At 66.3% G+C, this 20,137-nt stretch carries 14 protein-coding genes; 10 read left to right on the top strand and 4 right to left on the bottom strand.

Annotated elements, in window-relative coordinates:
* The first annotated feature begins 176 nt into the window (after nt 1-176).
* Nucleotides 177-569, top strand: a complete 393-nt coding sequence (locus OKW37_RS13290; RefSeq protein ID WP_429406003.1) for a hypothetical protein — start codon at nt 177-179, stop codon at nt 567-569.
* A gap of 69 nt (nt 570-638) precedes the next feature.
* Entirely contained in the window at nt 639-1,148 is a 510-nt protein-coding gene (locus OKW37_RS13285) for an LEA type 2 family protein (RefSeq protein WP_429406005.1), read from the top strand.
* A gap of 20 nt (nt 1,149-1,168) precedes the next feature.
* Here the strand turns inward: OKW37_RS13285 and OKW37_RS13280 are convergent, their stop codons facing one another.
* The 3 genes from OKW37_RS13280 to OKW37_RS13270 all read right to left on the bottom strand — a co-directional run bounded on the left by OKW37_RS13280 (nt 1,169) and on the right by OKW37_RS13270 (nt 6,425).
* Nucleotides 1,169-2,347: an acetyl-CoA C-acyltransferase gene (locus OKW37_RS13280; RefSeq protein WP_429406007.1), complete on the bottom strand. Its 1,179-nt coding sequence runs from the start codon at nt 2,345-2,347 to the stop codon at nt 1,169-1,171.
* A 147-nt stretch (nt 2,348-2,494) separates the two neighbouring features.
* Complete coding sequence (locus OKW37_RS13275) at nt 2,495-4,585, bottom strand: 3-hydroxyacyl-CoA dehydrogenase NAD-binding domain-containing protein (protein WP_429406009.1); 2,091 nt, start codon at nt 4,583-4,585, stop codon at nt 2,495-2,497.
* A gap of 142 nt (nt 4,586-4,727) precedes the next feature.
* Complete coding sequence (locus OKW37_RS13270) at nt 4,728-6,425, bottom strand: 3-(methylthio)propionyl-CoA ligase (RefSeq protein ID WP_429406013.1); 1,698 nt, start codon at nt 6,423-6,425, stop codon at nt 4,728-4,730.
* Between the two features lie 155 nt (nt 6,426-6,580).
* Between OKW37_RS13270 and OKW37_RS13265 the strand changes: the two genes are divergently transcribed.
* The 5 genes from OKW37_RS13265 to OKW37_RS13245 all read left to right on the top strand — a co-directional run bounded on the left by OKW37_RS13265 (nt 6,581) and on the right by OKW37_RS13245 (nt 10,454).
* A complete protein-coding gene (locus OKW37_RS13265; RefSeq protein ID WP_429406017.1) occupies nt 6,581-8,137 on the top strand; it encodes a protein adenylyltransferase SelO in 1,557 nt (518 codons plus the stop codon).
* A gap of 98 nt (nt 8,138-8,235) precedes the next feature.
* Nucleotides 8,236-8,658: a peptide-methionine (R)-S-oxide reductase MsrB gene (msrB, locus tag OKW37_RS13260; RefSeq protein WP_090804758.1), complete on the top strand. Its 423-nt coding sequence runs from the start codon at nt 8,236-8,238 to the stop codon at nt 8,656-8,658.
* A 162-nt stretch (nt 8,659-8,820) separates the two neighbouring features.
* Entirely contained in the window at nt 8,821-9,351 is a 531-nt protein-coding gene (locus OKW37_RS13255) for a septation protein A (protein WP_085481354.1), read from the top strand.
* Nucleotide 9,352: 1 nt separating this feature from the next.
* Entirely contained in the window at nt 9,353-9,664 is a 312-nt protein-coding gene (locus tag OKW37_RS13250) for a BolA family protein (RefSeq protein ID WP_013089413.1), read from the top strand.
* A 10-nt stretch (nt 9,665-9,674) separates the two neighbouring features.
* Nucleotides 9,675-10,454, top strand: coding sequence for a peptidylprolyl isomerase (locus tag OKW37_RS13245; RefSeq protein ID WP_184065044.1), 780 nt, complete (start codon nt 9,675-9,677; stop codon nt 10,452-10,454).
* Nucleotides 10,455-10,620: 166 nt separating this feature from the next.
* Here the strand turns inward: OKW37_RS13245 and purL are convergent, their stop codons facing one another.
* On the bottom strand, nt 10,621-14,730 hold the full coding sequence (gene purL, locus OKW37_RS13240; protein WP_429406021.1) for a phosphoribosylformylglycinamidine synthase: 4,110 nt from the start codon (nt 14,728-14,730) through the stop codon (nt 10,621-10,623).
* Between the two features lie 313 nt (nt 14,731-15,043).
* Between purL and OKW37_RS13235 the strand changes: the two genes are divergently transcribed.
* The 3 genes from OKW37_RS13235 to pgi all read left to right on the top strand — a co-directional run bounded on the left by OKW37_RS13235 (nt 15,044) and on the right by pgi (nt 20,127).
* Nucleotides 15,044-16,339: an FAD-dependent oxidoreductase gene (locus OKW37_RS13235; RefSeq protein ID WP_429406023.1), complete on the top strand. Its 1,296-nt coding sequence runs from the start codon at nt 15,044-15,046 to the stop codon at nt 16,337-16,339.
* Between the two features lie 178 nt (nt 16,340-16,517).
* Entirely contained in the window at nt 16,518-18,158 is a 1,641-nt protein-coding gene (locus tag OKW37_RS13230) for an NAD(P)H-hydrate dehydratase (RefSeq protein ID WP_429406025.1), read from the top strand.
* 346 nt (nt 18,159-18,504) lie between these two features.
* Nucleotides 18,505-20,127 carry a glucose-6-phosphate isomerase gene (pgi, locus tag OKW37_RS13225; protein WP_429406027.1) on the top strand — a complete coding sequence of 541 codons (1,623 nt, stop codon included), beginning with the start codon at nt 18,505-18,507 and terminating at the stop codon, nt 20,125-20,127.
* The last annotated feature ends 10 nt before the right edge of the window (nt 20,128-20,137 follow it).

Genomic DNA, 20,137 nt, shown 5'->3' with positions numbered 1-20,137 from the left:
ACCGATGGTGCGGATAGTCCGCGCGCCGCGACAGATACACATCGACGTGATTCGGACCGATACAGCGTGACGAAACGCACCACTGTACCGGTTCAGATTGTCGACAGCTGCGCCTGTTTTCATCCGGACGGATTCCCTAAGCTGTGTGACACGAAGACGGTTTAAAGGAATCGGTCATGCCTGTGCGTCCATACCACGATCGCTTGTTACCCGGTGCAGAACTGCATCGCCCCGCGGCGTCGCATCTTGCCGCCGGTCAGATGGCCCTGCACGACTTGCGCGCGCGCAGTTCGATCATCGCGGTCGAAGGTGCATTGCAACTCGTCTTCCCCGATCATTCGCTGGCCTGGCTCGGCAACGACGCCCCGCTCACGTCGCTCACGTTGCACGAAGGCGAGCGGTTTGTGACCTCGCAACATGGCGTCGTGTCGATCCGCGCGACGCAGGCCGATCGCGCTGCGTTCATCGTGCTGCCTGCACACGCTGAACACAGCGCACGCGGTTTCGTTCTGCAAGCCGCTCGGCGTCTCGCTTGCGTCATGCGCACACGGTGGCGGCGCGCCGCCTGAAACGTCGCTGCGCGCGCCACGTGGCCCGTTACAATGCATGACCAACCCGCTTCGTTCGAGGTGCAGGTCATGTCATTCTTTCGCGCGCTGCTGCCGGGCCTGGTCTCACGGGTGTGGCGCCTGTTCGCCGCCGGCGTCGCTGTCACGCTGACACTCGCTGGCTGCGCGGGCCTGTTCGGTGCCGACCCGTTGCGCGTCAATGTGGCGGGCATCGAGCCGATCGCTGGCCAGGGCATGGAGATGCGCTTCAACGTCAAGCTGCGCGTGCAGAATCCCAACGACTCCGCGGTCAGCTTCAACGGCGTGTCGCTCGATCTGGAACTGAACGGCAAGCCGTTCGCCACCGGCGTCAGCGACCAGAGCGGCACCGTGCCGCGCTTCGGTGAAACCGTCGTCACCGTGCCGCTGACCGTGCCGGCTTTCGCCGCGGTTCGTCAAGCCTTTGCGCTAGCCGGCGCCGCGCAGTCGGGACAGGTTCCGTACGTTCTGCGCGGCAAGCTCGCGGGTGGCGTGACCGGTACGACGCGATTCACCGATCAGGGGACGCTGAGCCTGCCGTCGTCGGACACGGGCTGGTAATGACGCCGGCCCACGCCCGCTCAAACCACTTCGAACAAACCCGCCGCGCCCTGCCCGCCGCCGATGCACATCGTCACGACGACGAACTTCACGCCGCGCCGCTTGCCTTCGATCAGCGCATGGCCGACGAGCCGCGCTCCCGACACGCCGTACGGATGGCCCACCGCGATCGCGCCGCCGTTCACGTTCAGGCGGTCGTGCGCAATGCCGAGCTGGTCAGCGCAATAGAGCACCTGCACCGCGAACGCTTCGTTCAGCTCCCACAGGCCGATGTCCTCAACCTTGAGGCCGGCTTTCTTCAACAGCTTCGGCACCGCGAACACCGGCCCGATGCCCATCTCGTCGGGCTCGCAGCCGGCCACCGCGAAACCGCGGAAGATGCCGAGCGGCTGCAGCCCTTCGCGTTCGGCCAGCGTCGCGTTCATCACGACGCAAGCGGATGCGCCGTCCGAGAACTGGCTCGCATTGCCCGCGGTGACCACGCCGCCCGGCTGCGCGGTGCGAATCTTCGACACGCCTTCGAGCGTCGTGTCGGCGCGAATGCCTTCGTCGCTGCTGACGGTCACTTCCTTTGTGTAGAGACGGCCGCTCGCCTTGTCGGCGACGCCGGCGAGCACCGTCAACGGCACGATTTCGTCCTTGAATTTACCGGCTTCGAGCGCGGCCGCCGCGCGTTGCTGCGAGCGCACGCCGTATTCGTCCTGGCGTTCCTTCGAGATCGAGTAGCGCCTCGCGACGTTCTCGGCGGTCTGCAGCATCGACCAGTAGATTTCCGGCTTGTGCTCGGTGAGCCAGCCGTCGGTCATCATGTGGCGGTTCATCTCGTTCTGCACGCACGAGATCGACTCGACGCCACCCGCGACGTACACGTCGCCTTCGCCGGCGATCACGCGCTGCGACGCGAGCGCGATCGTCTGCAATCCCGACGAGCAGAAACGGTTCACGGTCATGCCCGGCACGCTGACCGGCAAGCCCGCGCGCAATGCGATCTGCCGCGCGATATTGCCGCCCGTCGCGCCTTCCGGATTCGCGCAACCCATGATCACGTCCTCGACGCGCGCCGGATCGAGCTTCGCGCGCTCGACCGCAGCCTGCGTCACGTGGCCGCCGAGCGTCGCGCCGTGCGTCATGTTGAAACCGCCGCGCCACGATTTGGCGAGACCCGTGCGGGCGGTGGATACGATTACGGCGTCAGTCATGCATGTCTCCAATTGCAGTGTCAGTAGTGGCGCGCCGGCTCACTGCCGTGCGTTCAAAAGCGCATCACCGCGCCGCCTCTGTCATTTGATGCGAGCGATGCGGGGGAAACCCGCACCACTCAATTCGTGGGCTGAAGCCGGCCGCGCTCAGCCGTTGAACCCGCGGCCTTCGGCCGCGAGCTTCGCGATGCTCGGCGCGAGCTTCCACGCGTCGCCGTTCGGCCGCGCCGCATAGCGGCGAATCGCGCGCTCGACGTTGTAGAGCCCCACCGTGTCCGCGTACAGCATCGGGCCGCCGCGATGCAACGGGAAGCCGTAGCCGGTCAGATAGACCATGTCGATATCCGACGCCTTCGACGCGATGCCTTCCTCGAGAATCTTCGCGCCTTCGTTGACGAGCGCGAACACCAGACGCTCGACGATTTCCTCGTCGCTGATCTTCCGGCGCTCAGCGTTGGTTTCGTTCGAGTACTCGCCGATCATTTCGTTGACCACGCCCGAAGGGTATGCGGTGCGATCGCCCGCCTTGTAGTCGTACCAGCCGCCGCCGGTCTTCTGGCCGAAGCGGCCCATCTCGCACAGACGGTCGGCGATCTTCGAGTAGTGCATGTCGGGGTGTTCGAGATAGCGGCGCTTGCGGATCGCCCAGCCGATGTCGTTGCCGGCGAGATCGCTCATGCGGAACGGACCCATCGCGAAGCCGAACTTCTCGATGGCCTTGTCTACCTGCGCTGGCAACGCGCCCTCTTCGAGCAAGAAGAGCGCCTGACGAACGTATTGCTCGATCATCCGGTTGCCGATAAAGCCGTCGCACACGCCCGACACCACCGCGGTCTTCCTGATCTTCTTCGCGAGCTTCATCACGGTGGCGAGCACGTCCTTCGCGGTCTCCTTGCCACGCACGACTTCGAGCAGCTTCATCACGTTGGCCGGGCTGAAGAAGTGCATGCCGACCACATCCTGCGGACGTTTCGTGAACGCGGCGATCTTGTCGACGTCGAGCGTCGACGTGTTCGACGCGAGGATCGCACCGGGCTTCGCGACTTCATCGAGCCGGCGGAACACCTGCTCCTTCACGCCCAGCTCTTCGAACACGGCTTCGACGATCATGTCGGCGTGCTTCAGGTCGTCGTAGGAGAGCGTCGAGCTCAGCAGCGCGAGGCGCTGTTCCATCACCTCGGGCTTCAGCTTGCCTTTCCTGACGGTCGCCTCGTAGTTCTTGCGGATCGTCGCGAGACCGCGGTCGAGCGCTTCCTGCTTCGTTTCCAGCAGCGTGACCGGAATGCCTGCGTTCAGGAAGTTCATCGCGATTCCGCCGCCCATCGTGCCGGCGCCGATCACGGCCACCCGATCGATGTCGCGCACCGAAGTATCTGACGGCACGTCGGGAATCTTGCTCGCCGCCCGCTCACCGAAGAACGCGTGACGCAGCGCGCGGCTCTCCGGCGTCTGCACGAGCGCGATGAAGCATTCGCGCTCGAATGCGAGGCCCTTGTCGAAGCCGTCCTTCACACCGGCTTCGACCGCGTCGATGCATTTATGCGGCGCCGGGAAGTTCTTCGCGATTGCCGCGACGCTATTGCGCGCGAACTGGATGAAACCGGCCGCATTCGGATGTTCGATCTTGCGCTCGCGCACCTTCGGATGCGGGCCGGCCGCGGCGCCGACCTTGCGCGCGAACGCGAGCGCGGCTTCGGCCAGTTCGGCGGGATTCGCGACGACTTCGTCGAACAGCCCCGAATCGGCGAGCTTTTCCGAGAGCACCGGCGCGCCCGACACGATCATGTTCAGCGACGCTTCCAGACCGATGGCGCGCGGCAGACGCTGCGTGCCGCCCGCGCCCGGCAGGATGCCGAGCTTCACTTCGGGCAGCGCGATCTGCGCGCCGGCCGCGGCGACGCGGTAATGCGCGCCGAGGGCAAGTTCGAGGCCGCCGCCCATCGCGACGCTGTGGATCGCCGCGACGACCGGCTTCGCGCTGCCTTCCACGGCCTTGATGACGGTCGCGAGCGTCGGCTCCTGGGTCGCCTTCGACGTATTGAATTCGGTGATGTCGGCGCCGCCCGAAAAGGCCTTGCCCGCGCCCGTCAGCACGATGGCCTTGATGGCCGGATCGTTCTGCGCGCGCTCGAGCCCTTCGACGATGCCCGCGCGCGTCGACAGACCGAGTCCATTGACGGGCGGATTGTTCAGCGTGAGGACGGCCACGCCGTCATGAGTTATGTAGTCCACTGCCATCTGCGTGCCTCCGTGCGATCCATGCATTGAGGCGGCGCATGATGCGCCGCCCGTCCGGTTCATCGAGCCTGCTTATGGTCAGACTTTTTCAAGCGACGGTTCCGGGGTCAGCAGGCACGATACACTAAAAAAGAACGAACGTTCAATTTATTCCAGAGTGGGGTTTCCCCTGAGACTCGGGGGTCAGCAGACAGCTGCGGCCGTCTTCGAGCGCGGACGGCAGCACGTGGTCGCGGAACAGATCGCGCAGCTTCAGCTTCTGCAGCTTGCCGGTCGCCGTGTGCGGTAGGTCGTCGACGAACACGACGTCGTCGGGGATCCACCACTTCGCGACCTTGCCGTCGTAGTACGCGAGCAGTTCGTCGCGGGTGACGTCTTGCCCCGCGCGTTTGACGACGACGAGCAACGGGCGCTCGGTCCACTTCGGATGCGCGCACGCGATGCACGCGGCTTCCGCGACCGCCGGATGCGCGAGCGCGACGTTCTCGACGTCGATCGAGCTGATCCATTCGCCGCCCGACTTGATCACGTCCTTCGAGCGATCGGTGATGTGCAGGAAGCTGTCGGGGTCGATCGTCGCGACGTCGCCGGTCGGGAACCAGCCGTCGATGAGCGGCGAGTCTTCCTTGCGGAAATACCGGTCGATGACCCACGGCCCGCGCACGTGCAGATCGCCGAACGCGACGCCATCCCAAGGCAGCTCGCGGCCATCCTCGCCGACGATCTTCATGTCGACGCCGTAGATCGCATGACCCTGCTTTTCGAGCAGTTTGCGCTGATCGGCGAGCGGCCGCTGGCTCTGCTCCCAGGTCAGCTTCGACAAGGTACCGAGCGGCGACATCTCCGTCATGCCCCATGCATGGATCACCTGCACGCCGTAGTCGTCCTCGAGTATCCGCAGCATCGAGGGCGGACAGGCGGAACCGCCGATCACCGTGCGCTCGAGCGACGAAAACCTCGCGCCCGTTTCGCGCAGGTGGTTCAGCAGACCGAGCCACACGGTCGGCACGCCGGCCGAGAACGTGACGCGTTCGCTCTCCATCAGTTCGTACAGCGACTTGCCGTCGAGATCCTTGCCGGGGAACACCAGCTTGGCGCCGGTCAGCGGCCCCGCGTGCGCGAGGCCCCATGCGTTGACATGGAACATCGGCACGATGGGCAGCACCGAGTCGCGCGCCGACAGGTTCATTGCGTCGGGCAACGCCGCGCCGAACGCGTGCAGCACCGTCGAGCGATGGCTATACAGCGCGCCTTTCGGATTGCCGGTCGTGCCCGACGTATAGCAGAGATACGACGCCTGGCGCTCGTCGAGCGCGGGCCAGTCGAAGCGGCCGTGCTGCCCGTCCATCAGCGTTTCGTAGCACAGCACCGACGTTTGCATCGGCGGCCGATGCGCTTCATCGCACAGTGCGATCCAGCCGCGCACGCGCGGGCATTGCGGCGCGAGCGTGTCGACCAGCGCGGCGAACGTCGTGTCGAACAGCACGTACGCATCGTCGGCATGATTGACGATGTAGGCGATCTGGTCGGGGAAAAGCCGCGGGTTGATCGTGTGACACACGGCGCCGAACCCGGTGGTGCCGTAATACGCTTCGAGATGCCGGTAGCCGTTCCACGCGAGCGTCGCAACGCGTTCGCCCGGTTCGACTCCGAGCGCGATGAGCGCCTGCGCGAGTTGCTTCGCGCGCTTCTCGCAATCGCGATAGGTGTAGCGATGCAGGTCGCCTTCGATGCGCCGCGACACGATCCCGGTGCTGCCGAAATGCCGCGCGGCATGCGCGAGCAACGATGACACGGTGAGCGGCACGTCCATCATCTGGCCCAGCAGCGGCGTCGTCATAAGGCGGGGTCTCCTCGGCTTGTCAGTGGGTCGATGGGTTGGCGCAAGATCGTGGCGGCGTCGAGCGCAGCAGCATGGTCCGAACGATGAAGGCGGCCGCCCAGCAGCGCCGCGGGCGCGGACTTACAATATCGGCTAATCCAGAGGCGCTCAACATGTCGTTTTCCCCAAGCTTTGCAGGGCTATCCGCAGCTTTGACGGATCTTTCCAACACACTCGCCACTCCCCCAGCCAACGCGTTCGCGCGGCTCGGCGGCACGTTCCTCACGCGCCTGCCCGCCGCGCCGCTCGACGCACCCTATCTCGTCGGCTTCTCGGCCGAGACCGCCGCGCGGCTCGGGATGCCCGAGGGTATCGAGCGCGATCCGGGCTTTATCGAGCTGTTCTGCGGCAACGCGACGCGCGACTGGCCGGCCGACACGCTGCCTTATGCGTCGGTGTACTCGGGGCATCAGTTCGGCGTGTGGGCCGGCCAGCTCGGCGACGGCCGCGCGCTCGGTCTGGGCGAGCTCGAACACGACGGCGAGCGCAACGAACTGCAGCTCAAAGGCGCGGGCCGCACGCCCTATTCGCGCATGGGCGACGGCCGCGCGGTGCTGCGCTCGTCGATCCGCGAATATCTGTGCTCGGAGGCGATGCATCATCTCGGCATTCCGACCACGCGCGCATTGTGCGTGATCGGCTCCGACCAGCCGGTGCGGCGCGAGACGATCGAAACCGCCGCGGTGGTCACGCGCGTCGCGCCGAGCTTCGTGCGCTTCGGCCACTTCGAGCACTTCTACGCGAACGATCGTGTCGACGCGTTGCGCGCGCTCGCCGATCACGTCGTCGAGCGCTTCTATCCGCATTGCAAGGAGGCCGACGATCCGTATCTGGCGCTGCTCGCCGAGGCGGTGCGCTCCACCGCGGATCTGATGGTCGACTGGCAGGGGGTCGGTTTCTGTCACGGCGTGATGAATACCGACAACATGTCGATCCTGGGCCTGACGATCGACTACGGCCCGTTCGGTTTCATGGATGGCTTCGATGCCGGCCACATCTGCAATCACTCCGATACGCAGGGCCGCTACGCCTACCGGCTGCAGCCGCAAATCGCGTACTGGAACCTGTTCTGCCTCGCGCAGGGACTGCTGCCGTTGTTCGGCGAGAAGCACGACGAAAGCGTGCGCGCCGACAAGGCGGTCGAAGATGCGCAGCACGTGCTCGCCGGCTTCAAGGACCGTTTCGCGCCGGCGCTCGAAAACCGCATGCGCGCGAAGCTCGGCCTCGAACAGGCGCGCGACGGCGACGACGCGCTGGTCAACCGGCTGTTCGAAGTGATGCACGCGAACCGCGCCGATTTCACGCTGACGTTCCGCAATCTCGCGCGCCTGTCGAAACACGATGCGAGCGGCGACACGCCGGTGCGCGACCTGTTCCTCGATCGCGTCGCCTTCGACGCATGGGCGAACGACTATCGCGCGCGGCTCGCCGAAGAGTCACGCGACGACGTTGCGCGCGCCATTGCAATGAATCGCGTGAACCCCAAATTCGTACTTCGCAACCATCTGGCGGAAACGGCGATCCAACGCGCGAAGGAGAAGGATTTCTCCGAGGTGGAACGGCTCGCGGCCGTGTTGCGTCACCCGTTCGACGAGCAGCCCGAATACGCGTCGTATGCGGGCCTGCCGCCCGACTGGGCGAACTCACTGGAAGTGAGCTGTTCGTCATGACGCGCCGGCGCGGTTGAATCGCCACGGCCGTGCCTCCAGAAAACACCGGCACGAACCAGCACAAACCCGCGAGACAAACCCGAGACAGGAACCCGACCATGAGCAACCCCGACGATCTCAAGCATGACGCCCCAGCCGTACAGAAAAGCGACGCCGAGTGGCGCAAGCAGCTGACCGACATGGAATACCAGGTGACGCGCCATGCGGCCACCGAGCGCCCGTTCACGGGCCGCTACGACGATCACTGGGAACGCGGCGTCTACGACTGCGTGTGCTGCGGCGCGCCGCTGTTCGAATCGGACACCAAGTTCGACGCCGGCTGCGGCTGGCCGAGCTATTTCCGCCCCATCAACGGCGAGGTGATCGCCGAGAAGACCGACCGCTCACACGGCATGCTGCGCATCGAGGTGCAGTGCAAGAACTGCGGCGCGCATCTGGGCCACGTGTTCGAGGACGGACCGGCGCCGACCGGTCTGCGTTACTGCATCAATTCAGCTGCGTTACAATTCGAGCCCAAGTAACGCGGCGCGGCAGCATCCCTGCCCGCCTTCGGCGCCGCATTGGAAGTGCGCGCGGCGCCCTTCCAATGCGGCAGTCCCGCTCGCGAGCGGGCACCGCGCACCTTGCACGCCAGGCGGGCGCGCTTCAACGTTCGACTCACTCTCCGACTTCCCGATCAGATAATGAAATTCCTGTTCGATCTGTTCCCGATCATCCTGTTCTTCGTCGCCTTCAAGATCTGGGGCATTTTCACGGCGACGGCAGTGGCGATCGTCGCCACGCTGGTGCAGATCGCGTGGGTGGCGTTCCGCCACCGCAAGGTCGACCCGATGCTGTGGGTGAGCCTCGGCGTCGTCGTCGTATTCGGCGGCGCGACGCTCGTGCTGCACAACGACACCTTTATCAAATGGAAGCCGACCGTGCTGTACTGGGCGTTTTCCGTCGCGCTGATCGTGTCGCAGCTCGGCTTCAACAAGAACCTGATCGAAGCGATGATGGGCAAGCAGATCACGCTGCCGCACGCGATCTGGGGCAAGCTGAACCTGATCTGGGCGGTGTTTTTCGTGCTGCTCGGACTGCTGAACCTGTTCGTCGCGTATCACTACACGACCGATCAGTGGGTCAATTTCAAGCTGTTCGGCGCGACCGGCTGCCTGCTCGTGTTCATCGTCGGGCAGAGCCTGTGGCTGTCGAAGTACATGAAGGAGGAATGACATGAGCGACCTGTTCATGCACGCCACCACCGCCGAGCGCGCCGCGCTGATCGAGGCGCGCCTCGCGGCCGCGCTCGCGCCCGTCGAATCGATCCGCATCACCGACGACAGCGCGCAGCACGCGGGCCACGCTGGTGCCGCCGCCGGCGGTCATTTCAGTGTCACGATCGTGGCCGTCGCGTTTGCCGGCAAGCCCCGCGTGGCGCGGCATCGCATGGTGTATGATGCGCTGGCCGATGCCATGCAGCGCGGCATTCATGCCCTTGCCATCACGGCGTATACGCCCGAAGAATTTGCTTTGTTGCCCCGCTAGGAACCTTTCGATGACCTTGAAGAAAACCCGCCACTGGGTATTGCTGGCTGCGTTCGCGGCCGCACCTGCATTCGCACAGAACATCGCCGTGGTGAACGGCACGCCGATTCCGAAGTCGCGCGCCGATGCATTGATCCAGCAACTGGTTCACCAGGGACAGCAGGACACGCCGCAACTGCAGCAGGCCGTGCGCGAAGAGCTCGTGAATCGCGAAATCCTGATGCAGGAAGCGCTGCGTCGCGGGCTGCCGAACCGTCCGGACGTCAAGGCGCAAATCGCGGTCGCGCAGCAAACTGTCGTGCTGCGCGCGCTGATCGAAGACTTCGTAAAGAACAATCAGCCGACCGACGCCGAAATCACCGCGCGCTACAACGCGCTCGTCAAGGATGCGGGCGGCAAGGAATATCACCTGCACCATATCCTCGTCGACAACGAGCAACAGGCGAAGGACCTGATCGCGAAGATCAAGGCCGGCGCGAGCTTCGAGGCCCTGGCCAAGCAGTACTCGAAGGACCCGGGATCGGGCAAGAACGGCGGCGATCTCGACTGGTCGGATCCGAAGGCCTACGTGCCTGAATTCGCGGACGCGGCCACGCATCTGCAGAAAGGCCAGATGACCGACACGCCGGTGCATACGCAATTCGGCTGGCACATCATCCGTGTCGACGACATCCGCGCCGTCACGCCGCCGCCGCTCGAGCAGGTGCGCGCGCAGATCGTGCAGCAGATCCAGCAGGAAAAGCTGCAGGCGTTCGAAGAGAATCTGCGCAAGAACGCGAAGATTCAGTAAGGGTCGGCGGGCAGATCGTCTTCGGATAGTCCGCCTGGCTCTGAAGCCTGAATGCGATAAAGCCGCCCGTGGGCGGCTTTTTTGTTGCTGCAAGATTTGCAGCGGCGGCGTGCGTGGCTGCCGCAAACAGGAGCCGCCGCACGCGGGCGGGCAGCCCCTCGACTCATCAACCGAGCCAGCGACGCGCGTTCTGGAACGCGCGCAGCCACGGGCTCGCGTCCGTGCCGATCTCGCCCCAGCCCTGCGGATGCCAGCTCATTTGCACCGCGCGATGCACGCGCTCCATGTGCGGCATCAGCACCGTGAAGCGGCCGTCGGCCGTCGTGACCGACGTGATGCCCTCGGGCGAACCGTTCGGGTTGAACGGATACTGCTCGGTCGCCTGACCACGGTGATCGACATAGCGCATCGCGACCGCGACCTTCGACTTGTCGCCCTGCTGCGAGAAGTCCGCAAAGCCTTCGCCGTGCGCGACCGCGACCGGAATGCGCGAGCCTTCCATGCCGGCGAAAAAGAGCGACGGCGATGCCTGCACTTCGACGAGCGAGAAGCGTGCCTCGAACTGCTCCGACTTGTTGCGCGTGAACTTAGGCCATGCTTCGGCGCCGGGGATCATCGACGCGAGGCTGCTCATCATCTGGCAGCCGTTGCAGATGCCGAGCGCGAACGTGTCGCCACGACTGAAGAACGCGGCGAACATGTCGGCCAGTTGCGCGTTGAAGCGGATCGTCTTGGCCCAGCCTTCGCCGGCGCCCAGCGTATCGCCGTACGAGAAGCCGCCGCACGCGACCGCACCCGCGAAATCGGCGAGGTTCGCGCGGCCCGCGAGCAGGTCGCTCATATGCACGTCGTGCGCGTCGAAGCCGGCGCGATCGAATGCATAGGCCGTCTCCAGATGCGAGTTCACGCCCTGCTCGCGCAGGATCGCGACGCGCGGACGCGCGCCCTTGCCAACGCCCCTAAGGAAGTCCCCCTGGGGGACGAACGGGGCGGCGACATCGTCGGCCGGATCGAAGCTCAGCACCGGCGTGATGCCAGGGTCGGCCGCGTCGAGCAGCGCGTCGTATTCGGCGTCGGCGCAGGCCGGGTTGTCGCGCAGACGGGCGATGCGCCAGCTCACTTCGCTCCACGTGCGATGCAGTTCGGCACGCGGCGCCTCGTAGAGCTTCTTCGCGTCGCGATAGATCTCGATCACGTCGCGCTCGTTGGTCTTGCCGATCACGTGCGAGCACGCCGACAGATCATGCTCGCGCAGCGCGGCGAGCACCGCGTCGCGATCGGCCGCGCGCACTTGCACGACGGCGCCGAGCTCTTCGTTGAAGAGTGCGCGCAGCGTGCGGTCGTCGCGGCGGCCGCTGGTCTGCTTCACCCAGTCCTTCGCGTCGCCGTAATCGGATTCGTGGTGCGCGTCGAGCACGAGCATGTCGACGTTCAGCGATACGCCCGCGTGACCCGCGAACGCCATTTCGCAGACCGTCGCCCACAGGCCGCCGTCCGAGCGGTCGTGGTACGCGAGCAGCTTGCCGTCGCTATTGAGCGCCTGGATCGCGGTGAAAAAGCGCTTCAGATCTTCCGGATCGTCGACGTCCGGCACCGTGTCGCCGACCTGCTGCGTGACCTGCGCGAGAATGCTGCCGCCCAGACGCTGCTTGCCGCGGCCGAGATCGATCGCGATCAGCACCGACTCGCCGACTTCGCTCACGCGCTGCAGTTGCGGCGTCAGATGCTTGCGGACGTCTTCAACCGGCGCGAACGCGGAGATGATCAGCGACACCGGCGCGACCACTTCCTTCGCGACGCCGCTCTCTTCCCAGCGGGTGCGCATCGACAGCGAATCCTTGCCGACCGGAATGCCGATACCGAGCGCCGGGCACAGTTCCATACCGATCGCCTTGACCGTGTCGTAGAGCGCGGCGTCTTCGCCAGGCGCGCCGCACGCGGCCATCCAGTTGGCCGACAGCTTGAGTTTGTCGAGCGACGCGATCGGCGCCGCCGCGATGTTGGTGATCGCCTCGCCGACTGCCATACGGCCAGAGGCCGGTGCGTTGATGACGGCGAGCGGCGTGCGCTCGGACATCGTCATCGCTTCGCCGCTGAAGCCTGCGTAGTCCATCGTCGTGATCGCGACGTCGGCCACCGGCACCTGCCACGGACCGACCATCTGATCGCGCGCGGTCGTGCCGCCGACCGAGCGGTCGCCGATCGTGATCAGGAACGACTTGCTCGCGACCGTCGGATGACGCAGCACGCTCTGCGCAACGTCCTGCAGCGCGAGGCCGGTCACGTCGACCGGTTCGAGCCTGCGCTCGGCACGCTTTACGTCGCGGTGCATACGCGGCGCCTTGCCGAGCAGCACTTCCATCGGCATATCGACTGGCTGGTGCGCGCCTTCCTGCAGTTCGGAATCAATGAGCTTCAGCTGACGCTCGGCGGTGGCCGTGCCGATCACCGCGAACGGGCAGCGCTCGCGCTTGCACATCGCCTCGAACACCGGCAGATCCGCCGGCGCGATCGCCAGCACGTAGCGCTCCTGCGCTTCGTTCGACCAGATTTCGCGCGGCGACAGACCACTTTCTTCGAGCTGGATCTTGCGCAGTTCGAACAGTGCGCCCTTGCCCGCACCGTCCACCACTTCGGGGAACGCGTTCGACAGACCGCCCGCGCCAACGTCGTGAATACTGAGGATCGGGTTCTTGTCGCCGAGTTGCCAGCACGCGTTGATCACTTCCTGCGCGCGACGCTCGATTTCCGGGTTGCCGCGCTGCACCGAGTCGAAGTCTAGCTCGGCGGTGTTGGTGCCGGTCGCCATCGAGCTCGCGGCGCCGCCGCCCATGCCGATGCGCATGCCCGGGCCGCCGATCTGGATCAGCAGCGAGCCTTCCGGCAGATCGTGCTTGTGCGTGTGCTGGTCGGAGATATTGCCGATGCCGCCCGCGATCATGATCGGCTTGTGATAGCCGCGCACGAGACCCGCGACGTTCTGCTCGTAGGTGCGGAAGTAGCCGCCGAGGTTCGGCCGGCCGAATTCGTTGTTGAACGCGGCGGCGCCGAGCGGGCCGTCGATCATGATCTGCAGCGGCGAGGCGATACGGTCCGGGCGGCCGTACGCTTCGTGCTGGTCGGCCGGATTGCGCTGCGCGAGCGGCTGAGCGGTGTCGCGGGCGTTTTCCCACGCCTCGACGCCGTCCGGCAGTTCGAGGTTCGATACCGTGAAGCCCGCGAGGCCCGCCTTCGGACGCGCGCCGCGGCCGGTCGCGCCTTCGTCGCGGATTTCGCCGCCTGCGCCGGTCGCGGCGCCCGGGAACGGCGAGATCGCGGTCGGATGATTGTGCGTTTCCACCTTCATCAGCGTGTGCGTGAGCTCGACGCTGCGGCCATAGTGCTCGGGCAATTCGCTCGCGCCGAGGTCGGCCGGCGTGCGCGGGAACCAGCGCTCGGCCATGCCGCCGACCATGATCGCCGAGTTGTCCGAATACGCGACGATCGTGCCCTGCGGGTTCAGCTTCTCGGTGTTGCGGATCATGTTGAACAGCGACATGTCCTGCTTCTCGCCGTCGATCGTCCAGTCCGCGTTGAAGATCTTGTGGCGGCAGTGTTCGCTGTTGGCCTGCGCGAACATCATCAGCTCGACGTCGGTCGGATTGCGGCCGAGCTTCGTGAATGCGTCGACCAGATAGTCGATTTCGTCGTCGGCGAGCGCGAGGCCCAGTTCCGCGTTGGCGGTTTCGAGCGCGGCGCGGCCGCTCGCGAGCACGTCGACGGTTTGCAGAAGCTTGGCCGGCAATTCGTCAAACAGATGCAACGCATGGTCGCGCGACGGCGCGACGCTCTCGGTCATGCGATCGTGCAGCGCGGCGGCGACGGCCGCGCGCGCTTCGTCCGACAGCGTCTTCTTGCCGCCGAGCAGGCCGCTTTTCAGCGTCACCGAGTACTCGACGCCGCGCTCGATGCGGCGCACCCGCGTGAGCCCGCACAGATGCGCGATGTCGGTTGCCTTGCTGGCCCACGGCGACACGGTGCCAAAGCGCGGCACGACGAGGAAGGTCTCGACCGCGCCACGCTCCTTGCCCTCTTCGAACGGATTGCCGTAGTGCATCAGCGCCTCGATCTTCGCGCTGTCTTCAGCGGACAGTTCGGTCTGGGCATTGACGAAGTGCAGATACTGCCCGCGCACGCCGGTGATATTCGGGTCGATGCGCGTGAGCGTGTCGAGCAGGCGGGTTTGACGGAAATCGGAGAGGGCCGAAGCGCCGGGGAAACACGAGAAGTGGGCCATGGGACTTGACGTTGCGTCGCTCATTGATGCCGGGGAGCCGCGCATGCAGGCGACGTGAGGCGGAAAGGAAGTCCGGGATTATACCCCGGGAACGGGCTTCCAGCGGGCTCCGGGGTGCGTGGGCGGCGGCCCGCGCCTGCCCGCGCAGGGCGTCGCCGCGGTGCCCGTCGCGTCGCCGCGCGGGTGTTTTGACTGCTATCATTCGCGTTTCACCAGATCGGCGCACGCGACCCGGGTTTCACCCGGCGGCGCGCCGCATGTCACAGCCAGCGGGAACGCGCGCGAGCCGCCCGCCGGCACATCGAATCAGAGCATGGATGTCATCGTCATTGGCGGCGGGATAGCGGGCGTCGCCACCGCTTATCACCTGCGCGCGGCCGGCCACCGGGTATGCGTCGTCGAGCGTCACGCGACCGTCGCGCAAGGCGCCACCTACGGACAAGGCGGCAACGTGCTGCCGACGCCGCTCGACGTCTGGTTCGGCCCGACCTTCATGGCGAGCCGCTACAACGCGAAAAATGGCGTGATCAGCAAGACCGGCTTCAACGGCGCCGCGCGGCAGTTCATCAAGCAGCTCGGAGCATGGCAGGAGCCCGAGGCGTTCGCGCGCCAGTACGCGCTGCTGCGGCCGCTGATCGAATCCTCGCGCGATGCGATGGCCGACGTCGAAGCCCGCTTCGGCCTCGAATTCGAACAGGCGAGCGGTCTGCTGAACCTCGTGCGCAGCGCGCACGAATGGGAGCTGAACGCAGCCGCGCTCGATCTGCTGCACCGGTTCGAGGTGCCGCATCACGTGCTGAGCCCGGCCGAATGCACGGCGTTCGAGCATGCGGTCCCCACAGATCCTGAATTCGCCGGCGGCGTGCTGTTCGAGCACGAGCGCACCGCGAACTGTCCGCTTTTTACCAAGCTCGTCAAACAGGTGCTCGATACCCAAGGCGGCGTGCAGTTCATGCCGAACTGCGAGGTGACCGGCATTCGTCTCGACAGTCAGCGCGCGGCGGTCGAGCTGGCGCCGCGCGACAGCGCGCCCCGCTCGCGCGAGATCGACGTGGTCCAGGCCGACGCCGTCGTGGTCGCCGCCGGTTACGGCAGCCTCGCGCTGCTCGAACGCGCGGGGCTCAGGCTGCCGCTGCATCCGCTGCGGCTGCACTCTCTGGTCGCGCCGATCGCGCACGAGGAATGTGCGCCGCACGTCGCGATCGTCGATGCGGTCAAGCGCATCGGCATCAGCCGGATGAACCATCGGCTGCGGATCGCGGGCGGCGCGGTGCTGCAAAGCGCGAGCCAGATCGACAAGCCGCTCGGCGACGCGCTGACCAAGGAGGCGCTCGCGTTGCTCGGCCAGGCGACGCACGACTGGATTCCGGGCGCCGCGCGCATTTCGGCGGCGCTGCCGTGGGAAGGCGTGAAACTGCTGTCGCCCGATGGCTTGCCGGTGATCGGCAACGCGCTGCATCCGCGGCTGTTCATCAACGTCGGGCATGGCCCGGCCGGCTGGGGTCTCGCCTGCGGCGCGGGCAAGCTCGTTGCACAGCTGATGTCGGGACAGACGCCGACGTTGCCGCAAGACACGCTCGCTGCATTGAGGCCGGAGCGGTTCCAGTAAGGTTTCGTGCGGTTCCAGGCGGGTATGGCGGGCTGACAGCCCGCTGTCGATACCCCGCGTTCATCGCGCCGCTTCCGCCGCGCGCACCGAAACAGCCGCACGCCGTGCGCCTATCGGCACTAACATAGCGATTCCAAAGTCTGCCCGCCGCGCCGCGGGCGCACCGCCAGGTTTCGCCATGACAGACGCAGAAAACTCGCTGCTCTCCCTTTTCGATCCGCTGACCGACTCGCAGCCGCTTGCGCTGCCGCTGCTGACACTGACCGACTTGCGGATCGCCGAATCCCAGGCCGCCGCGGCCCTGCCCGAGCACACGCTGATGGCGCGCGCCGGTCATGCGGCCGCGCGCTGGCTGCTCGAACGGATCGCCGCGGATACGTCGGTGACGAAGTCGCAGCAGCGCGCGTGGCTGGTCGCCGGCCCCGGCAACAATGGCGGCGACGCGCTGGTCGTCGCGACGGAACTGCACAAGGCCGGCATCGCAGTAGAAGTCTGTATGCCGCTTGAAGTGAAGCCCGCCGACGCGCGCTGGGCGCTCGACGCCGCGCGCGCCGCCGGCGTGCCGATCGACGCGGCGCCGCCCGCCTCGCTCGACGGCTATGGCTGGCTCGTCGACGGTATGTTCGGCATCGGTCTCGCGCGGCCGCTCGACGGCGTCTTCGCGACGCTCGCGCGGCAGCTGTCGCAGCGCACGAAGGCGCGCCCGACACAAGGCGCCGTGCTCGCGCTCGATGTGCCCAGCGGGCTCGACAGCGACACCGGCGCGGTGATCGGCGGCAACGGCGCGGCGGCGGTCCATGCGACGCACACGATCACGTTCATCGGCGCGAAGCCGGGGCTTTTCACCGCGCAAGGCCGCGATCTCGCCGGGCGAGTGACCGTCGCACCGATCGGGCTCGTGGCAGGGATCAACGACGGGGGCAGCCAGGACGCTGCCACCAGCGCCTCACGTGCGGCGATCCAGCTCAGCGCGCCCGATCTCTTCGGCCCCTTCATGCCCCCACGCAACTTCGCGACCAACAAGGGCACCTTCGGCAGCCTCGCGGTGGTCGGCGGCGACACCGGCATGTGCGGCGCGCCGATTCTCGCGGCACGCGCGGCGCTCTACACCGGCGCGGGCAAGGTCCACGTCGCGCTGCTCGGCGAAGGCGCCCCGCCCTACGATCCGCCGCACCCCGAACTGATGCTGCATCCGATCGACACGCTGCCGCTCGATTCGATGGACGCACTCGCGATCGGCTGCGGCATGGGGCACGGCGAACGCGCGACGCGGGTACTGCACGACGTGCTGCAACTCGACGTGCCCAAGCTGTTCGATGCCGACGCGCTGAACCTGGTCGCCAAGGATCCCGCGCTCGCCGCGGAAGTCACCGCGCGCGGCGTGCAAGGCGATCCGTGCATTTTCACTCCGCATCCGCTCGAGGCGGCGCGCCTGCTCGGCAGCGATGCGGCGAGCGTGCAACGCGACCGTCTCGCGGCCGCGCGTGCGCTCGCGGCGCGTTTTGCGAGCGTCGTCGTGCTGAAGGGCGTCGGCACGATCATCGCCGCGCCCGACGGCCGCCTCGCGCTGAACCCGACCGGCAACGCCGCGCTCGCGACGGGCGGCACCGGCGACGTGCTCGGCGGCATCATCGGCGCGCTGCTCGCGCAGCATCTGCCACGCTTCGAGGCGGCGCTCGCGGGCGTCTATCTGCACGGCCTCGCCGCCGATGCGCTGACCGCGCAGGGCCACGGCCCCGCCGGGCTGACGGCCGGCGAGCTGGCACCGATGGTGCGTACCTTGTTGAACCGGCTGTTCTATTCGGCGCCGCTTGCTTGACGCGCGCGATTGCTCTGAATACGAATCGCGTTCGCGGCGCTCGTCACACCGATGAAACATCGCGATCCCAATCATTGCGAGCGCGCGCAACGCCCTGCTGCCCGTCGCGCATCCCCGCTATACTGATTGCCTGCGCCGCGCGTCGGGTCGATCGCGGGTCGCGGCGATACTCCAGCGGGCGCGGGCGCCGCCTCGCGTGTTCGCGAAGTTCGCCCGCTTCGCGAAGTATCGTCGGCACCTGTCCCGATCCGGGCCGCGTGGCATCGCTCCGACTGCATCGCCGCATCATTCTCGGCCACGCTTCATGCGCGCGCCTTCCTTCGTGCCCCTTGGTTAGACGGACGCTATGACCCAGAACTCGCTCCCCTCCTGGTCCTCGCTGCAGACGCATTACGACACGATTCGCGATGCGCATCTGCGCGACTGGTTCGCCCCCGAGAACGATCCCGCTCCCACGCGCGCCGAACGCTTCACGTTCGCGGGCGGCGGTCTCTCAGCCGATTTCTCGAAGCACCGCATCACCGACGAAACCCTGCAACTGCTCGTGCAACTCGCCCGCGAAGCCGGCGTCGAGAAGCGCCGCGACGAGATGTTCGCGGGCGAGGTCGTCAACCCGACCGAAGGCCGCGCCGCGCTGCACACGGCCTTGCGCGCAACCGACCCGAAGGCGCCGTTCTTCGTCGAAGTGCAGGCCGAGCGCAAGAAAATGGCCGCGTTCGCCGAGCAGGTCCGCAGCGGCACATGGACCGGCTACACTGGCAAGCGGATCCGTCATGTCGTAAACATCGGCATCGGCGGCTCGGATCTAGGGCCGAAGATGGTCGTGCACGCGTTGCATCATCTCGCGACGCCCGAGATCTCGACGCACTTCGTGTCGAACGTGGACGGCGCCGATCTGTACAACGTGATGCAGCAGATCGATCCCGAAGAGACGCTCGCGATCATCGTGTCGAAGACTTTCACGACGCTGGAGACGATGACCAACGCGCGCTCGCTGCGCGACTTTTTCATCCAGAAAGGCTGCCCGGAAAGCGCGCTGGCGAAGCACTTCGTCGGTGTGTCGGCCAATACCGCCGAAGTCGTCAAGTTCGGCATCGCGCAAGAGAACGTGTTCTCGATGTGGGACTGGGTCGGCGGACGCTACTCGCTGTGGTCGGCCGTCGGTCTGTCGATCATGATCGCGGTAGGTCCGCAACAGTTCGACGAGCTGCTCGCCGGCGCCAACGAGATGGACCAGCACTTCCGCACCGCGCCGCTCGACAGGAACCTGCCGGTGCTGCTCGGCATGATCGGCATCTGGTATCGCAACTTCTTCGGCTCGCAGAGCTATCTGGTCGCGCCGTATTCGCAGGCGCTGCATTTCCTGCCGTCGTATCTGCAGCAGCTCGAAATGGAGAGCAATGGCAAGTCCGCGCGTCTCGACGGCGCGTTCGTCGACTATGCGACTTCCGCAGTCACGTGGGGCGAGCCGGGCACAAACGGTCAGCACGCGTTTTTCCAGATGCTGCACCAGGGCCCGACGATCGTGCCGATCGATTTCATCGCGCTGCTGACGCCCGAGCATCCGCTCGCGAGCCATCATCCGAAGCTGCTCGCGAACTGCTTCGCGCAGAGCGAAGCGTTGATGCTGGGTCGCACGCTCGAGGAAGCGAAGAAGGTGGCCGGCCCCGACAAGCCGGAACTCGCACCGCACCTGACGTTCCCCGGCAACCGCCCCACCGCGACGCTGCTGCTCGACGCGTTGACCGCGCGCACGCTCGGCGCGTTGATCGCGCTTTATGAGCACAAGGTGCTGGTGCAGGCGTCGGTGTGGAACATCAACCCGTTCGATCAGTGGGGCGTCGAACTCGGCAAGATTCTCGGCAAGGTGGTCGAGGCCGATCTGGGCGCGGCGAGTGCCGACGTGAAGAAGCATGACTCGTCGACGTCGGCGCTGATCGCGCGGGCCCGGGCTGCGTTGAAGCGCTGAATGGAAGTCT

Source organism: Paraburkholderia sp. MM5482-R2, assembly GCF_050436125.1.
In the GTDB taxonomy this organism is placed as follows: domain Bacteria; phylum Pseudomonadota; class Gammaproteobacteria; order Burkholderiales; family Burkholderiaceae; genus Paraburkholderia; species Paraburkholderia tuberum.
The sequence above is the reverse complement of the archived record's forward strand: the minus strand, read 5'-3'. Positions and strand labels throughout refer to the sequence as shown.

Bases quoted from the DNA above. Each gene is read 5' to 3' on its own strand.
- OKW37_RS13290 (WP_429406003.1), top strand. From the start codon at position 177: ATGCCTGTGCGTCCATACCACGATCGCTTGTTACCCGGTGCAGAACTG.
- OKW37_RS13285 (WP_429406005.1), top strand. From the start codon at position 639: ATGTCATTCTTTCGCGCGCTGCTGCCGGGCCTGGTCTCACGGGTGTGG.
- OKW37_RS13280 (WP_429406007.1), bottom strand. From the start codon at position 2,347: ATGACTGACGCCGTAATCGTATCCACCGCCCGCACGGGTCTCGCCAAA.
- OKW37_RS13275 (WP_429406009.1), bottom strand. From the start codon at position 4,585: ATGGCAGTGGACTACATAACTCATGACGGCGTGGCCGTCCTCACGCTG.
- OKW37_RS13270 (WP_429406013.1), bottom strand. From the start codon at position 6,425: ATGACGACGCCGCTGCTGGGCCAGATGATGGACGTGCCGCTCACCGTG.
- OKW37_RS13265 (WP_429406017.1), top strand. From the start codon at position 6,581: ATGTCGTTTTCCCCAAGCTTTGCAGGGCTATCCGCAGCTTTGACGGAT.
- msrB (WP_090804758.1), top strand. From the start codon at position 8,236: ATGAGCAACCCCGACGATCTCAAGCATGACGCCCCAGCCGTACAGAAA.
- OKW37_RS13255 (WP_085481354.1), top strand. From the start codon at position 8,821: ATGAAATTCCTGTTCGATCTGTTCCCGATCATCCTGTTCTTCGTCGCC.
- OKW37_RS13250 (WP_013089413.1), top strand. From the start codon at position 9,353: ATGAGCGACCTGTTCATGCACGCCACCACCGCCGAGCGCGCCGCGCTG.
- OKW37_RS13245 (WP_184065044.1), top strand. From the start codon at position 9,675: ATGACCTTGAAGAAAACCCGCCACTGGGTATTGCTGGCTGCGTTCGCG.
- purL (WP_429406021.1), bottom strand. From the start codon at position 14,730: ATGGCCCACTTCTCGTGTTTCCCCGGCGCTTCGGCCCTCTCCGATTTC.
- OKW37_RS13235 (WP_429406023.1), top strand. From the start codon at position 15,044: ATGGATGTCATCGTCATTGGCGGCGGGATAGCGGGCGTCGCCACCGCT.
- OKW37_RS13230 (WP_429406025.1), top strand. From the start codon at position 16,518: ATGACAGACGCAGAAAACTCGCTGCTCTCCCTTTTCGATCCGCTGACC.
- pgi (WP_429406027.1), top strand. From the start codon at position 18,505: ATGACCCAGAACTCGCTCCCCTCCTGGTCCTCGCTGCAGACGCATTAC.